Annotated in this window: 2 protein-coding genes and 2 pseudogenes; 2 read left to right on the top strand and 2 right to left on the bottom strand. The window is 54.9% G+C overall.

All coding sequences use genetic code 11. The annotated features are described in order from the left end of the window. Positions 1-125: 125 nt before the first annotated feature. Positions 126-326: pseudogene (locus ACTBDZ_RS16245) on the top strand (glycine zipper 2TM domain-containing protein); the annotation flags it as partial. Between the two features lie 205 nt (positions 327-531). Here ACTBDZ_RS16245 and yegD read toward each other — a convergent pair. Together yegD and ACTBDZ_RS16235 are read right to left on the bottom strand one after the other, a co-directional pair. Then, complete coding sequence (gene yegD, locus ACTBDZ_RS16240; RefSeq protein ID WP_438816078.1) at positions 532-1,884, bottom strand: molecular chaperone; 1,353 nt, start codon at positions 1,882-1,884, stop codon at positions 532-534. Positions 1,885-2,004: 120 nt separating this feature from the next. Continuing rightward, positions 2,005-2,802: a helix-turn-helix transcriptional regulator gene (locus tag ACTBDZ_RS16235; RefSeq protein ID WP_438816077.1), complete on the bottom strand. Its 798-nt coding sequence runs from the start codon at positions 2,800-2,802 to the stop codon at positions 2,005-2,007. Between the two features lie 98 nt (positions 2,803-2,900). On the opposite strand from ACTBDZ_RS16235, the pseudogene ACTBDZ_RS16230 reads away from it, so the two are divergent. After that, positions 2,901-3,305: pseudogene (locus tag ACTBDZ_RS16230) on the top strand (MFS transporter); the annotation flags it as partial. Between the last annotated feature and the right edge of the window lie 108 nt (positions 3,306-3,413).

Here is a 3,413-nt window from a genome sequence, read left to right as displayed (position 1 = left end):
GCCTTGTTATAGGAGGGCCAGTTAGTGATTTTAAAATTTTGTTTTGCCATGGAGACCTGATTTTGAAACAACTATGGTGATCTGTTCCGATGATTACCCAAACTTTCTATTTATTCAACAAAGCCGGCCATATGCAGAACAATGATACCTACACCACAACGCAACAGCGTTGCCAGACTGTATATGACAAATCCCAGAAAGTGCTGGGCTATGACGTCACTTACAAAATTGGCGCGCAGCAAGGCAAGATCCGCATGGATCGCGATCCCGGCACCCAAATCCCGTTGGACAGAAATGGGCAACTGGTACTGAACCAAAAGGCATAAGTGGAAATCTGACACGCCCCTCTGGGCGTGTCAGAGTGATGGCAAAATCACTTTCCCCTCGTTATCCTCGGCGAAAGCCGGGGATCTTTGGCCGAATGAACGCGTTTAGCCTGTACGAGATTCCCGCCTTCGCGGGAATGACAGGGAGTAGGCGGGATGAGAGTTTTAGGTGGGTTTGTCAGTAACCTCACGCGTTACTCACCGTTTATCGCGGAAAGAGCAATTCTGCCCAGCGTGCCAACCCGGCGGTGACGGAACCAAAATCATCGCCGCTGGCGATAGCCACATCAGGCAATGTTTGTTGTACCGCCAGACGCAGTTGCGGTGAGCGCGCACTGCCGCCGGTCAGATAGACGACATCTGGACGTGTTCCGCTGTCATCCAACGCCTGGCGAATCTGGGTTTGAATCTGCGATACAGGCTGAGCAATCGCCTGAACCATCTCTTCGGCAGAGACGCGTTTTTCTAGCGCGGTTTCGATAAACGCCAGTGCAGCATCGGTCAAAGGTGCATCGGATAAGGCAATTTTGCAGGCTTCTGCTTGTTGCACCAAGCGATAGCTCAAGCGCTGCTGCCAGACGCTCAATAGGCGTTTGACCTGTGCTGGTTCACGCGCATCGCGGATCATCTCGTTGATCAAGGTGCGGGTTGCATTGCTGTAAAACGCACTCTGCGCCGGCACATCGTTAATGGCGACCGCATTCCACCAGGGCAAGGTTGGCAGGGCAATGCCTTTTTCCGTCATGCCATTCATGCCGAGCAGCGGCATAAACTGTTTAAAGGCCAGTTGGATATCGAGATCGTTGCCGCCGGTACGGCATCCGCTGTGTCCCAGCAGGCTGTCGTGGCGCTCTTGCTTGCGGTGCCACGCAGGTCCCATCAGCAGCATCGAGCAGTCGGTGGTCCCCCCGCCGATATCGACAACCAGCACCCGCGTTTCCTGCTGTAGCGTCGCTTCAAAATCCAGCCCTGCGGCGACAGGCTCAAACTGAAATGCGATATCACGAAATCCGGCGCGCGTTGCTGCGCGCTCAAGAATGTCCTGTGCTTGCTTATCCGCAGCATCGCCACCGATGCTTTGGAAATGGATTGGCCGACCAATCACCGCCTGCGTGATGGCATCACCCGCCTGTAGCTCCGCCTGCTGGCGGATATGCAACATCATGGCGCACACCAGATCTTCAAAAAAGGCGATCTGCTGCGCTTTCAGCCCTACCGCACCCAAGAATGACTTGGGGGATTTCACGAACCACACTTCTTGCGGGTCATCCATATAACGCGCCAGCGCCGCTTGTCCAAAGTGTACGCAGTGGGAGTCAACGGCAATATCTTCATCGCGGTTATAGCTGATGGCGCGCCGCAGCAGTTGCGCATTTTCGCCTTGGGCATCCACTTGATGATGACGCCACAACCATTCGCTGACGGCTTCACGTGTCGGCGCGCACAGCATGGATGAGAGATAGGGAGAGTTGTTTTCCAGTGGCAACAGGCGTGGCGTGCCATTTTGCATCAGTGCAACGGAACAGTTGGCCGTGCCGTAGTCAAAGCCAATAAACATGTCATCCCTCCCGGTAACAAGAAAAAGGCGGGGATTTTACTGCGTGTGAAGCGGCTTGTATAGAGGTACCCCTGTTCAGGGTGCGATGGATTGCGTATCTAGGCATCGTTACCGCTTTATTCAATCGCTGAGCTTGAGCTGTTGTTGTGCATACACCACCAGCCGTAGATGCCGGTCTTCATCCACCGTTAGCGAGGTGTGCTCGAAGGGGGTGGGCTGACCGTCTATGACCAGCTTGCGCACGCCGTTACAGGACGCATGAACGTCGTGCTGTCGCCACCAGTGTTTGAATTCGGGCGACACTCGCTCTAGCTTATTCACTAGTTCGCGAATATCGGCTTCCTGCGTGCCGCGCGTGAAGTCGTGGCGGAAGCTCGATAGCATCAGCGGCGCTTGTTCCTCCCAGGCGTCCACACGTTGATGCAGCAGTGGATCGGTGAACAGCAGCCACAGTAAGTTGCGCCGTTCGGGCGCGTGCTTGCCGAAGCCGAAAAGCGTATCGGCCGGAGCGTTGAAGCCCAATATGTCCCAGCGCAAGTTGAGCACAAAGGCCGGATGTGGCAGGTCGTGCATCAGGCGTCGCACCAATGGCGGTAGCACACACCAGGTTTTGCCCGGTTCTGCGGGGGGGCGTTCATGGGCTAACAGATACAGGTGCCTGCGCTGGGCCGCATCCAGTTTAAGCACCCGCGCCAGATTATCGAGAAAGCTGGCCGATACCCCGATATCACGCCCTTGTTCCAACCAGGTGTACCAGGTCAGGCCAACACCTGCGAGCGCGGCAACCTCCTCACGGCTGAGTCCCGGCGTGCGGCGTCGATTACCGCTGGGCAGACCGACCTCGGCGGGAGAAAGGCGTTCACGGTGCGTGCGCAAGAAATCCGCTAGGTCGGGGCGGGTTCGTTCCAGAGTTCGCATTATTTATCTCGTTGCTTATAGTAATAGCATAAAGTGTTAAATTGTAATCGTTTAAAAAGAATTTGAGAATGATTGCTTCTTTATTCTGGAAACGCAATATGAACACAAATTCTTGTTGTACGCTGTCGTCCGGGCGCGCCGTCAGTGGCCCACCGTGGCTTGGGTTGTCCGTGCTGTTGTTAGCCGGTTTCATGACCATCTTCGACCTGTTCGTGGTCAATGTAGCTATCCCGAGTATGCAAACGGGGCTGGACGCGAGCTTTTCACAGGTCGGTTTTATCGTGGCTGGCTATGAGTTGGCCTTCGGTGTCTTGCTCATCACCGGCGGGCGGCTGGGTGACCGGTTTGGTCGCCGTAGATTGTTTCTTGTCGGTATGATGGGCTTCACCCTGGCATCAGTGCTGTGCGGTCTGGCACCGAGCACCGGTTTTTTGATCGGCGCACGGGTGTTGCAAGGGTTGGCGGCCGCCTTGCTGTTTCCTCAAGTCTATCCGTCATTCCGCACCTGATTTTTCTTTTTTCGGGACTTGACGGTATTCTGAAGTTCTGAATTTATTACTGCTTTTTGCAGACCAATCAGCATGAGTACTCCCCACGTTACCATCCGTAAC

The sequence above is a fragment of the Symbiopectobacterium sp. genome, from assembly GCF_051710365.1.
GTDB lineage: Bacteria > Pseudomonadota > Gammaproteobacteria > Enterobacterales > Enterobacteriaceae > Symbiopectobacterium.
The sequence above is the reverse complement of the archived record's forward strand: the minus strand, read 5'-3'. Positions and strand labels throughout refer to the sequence as shown.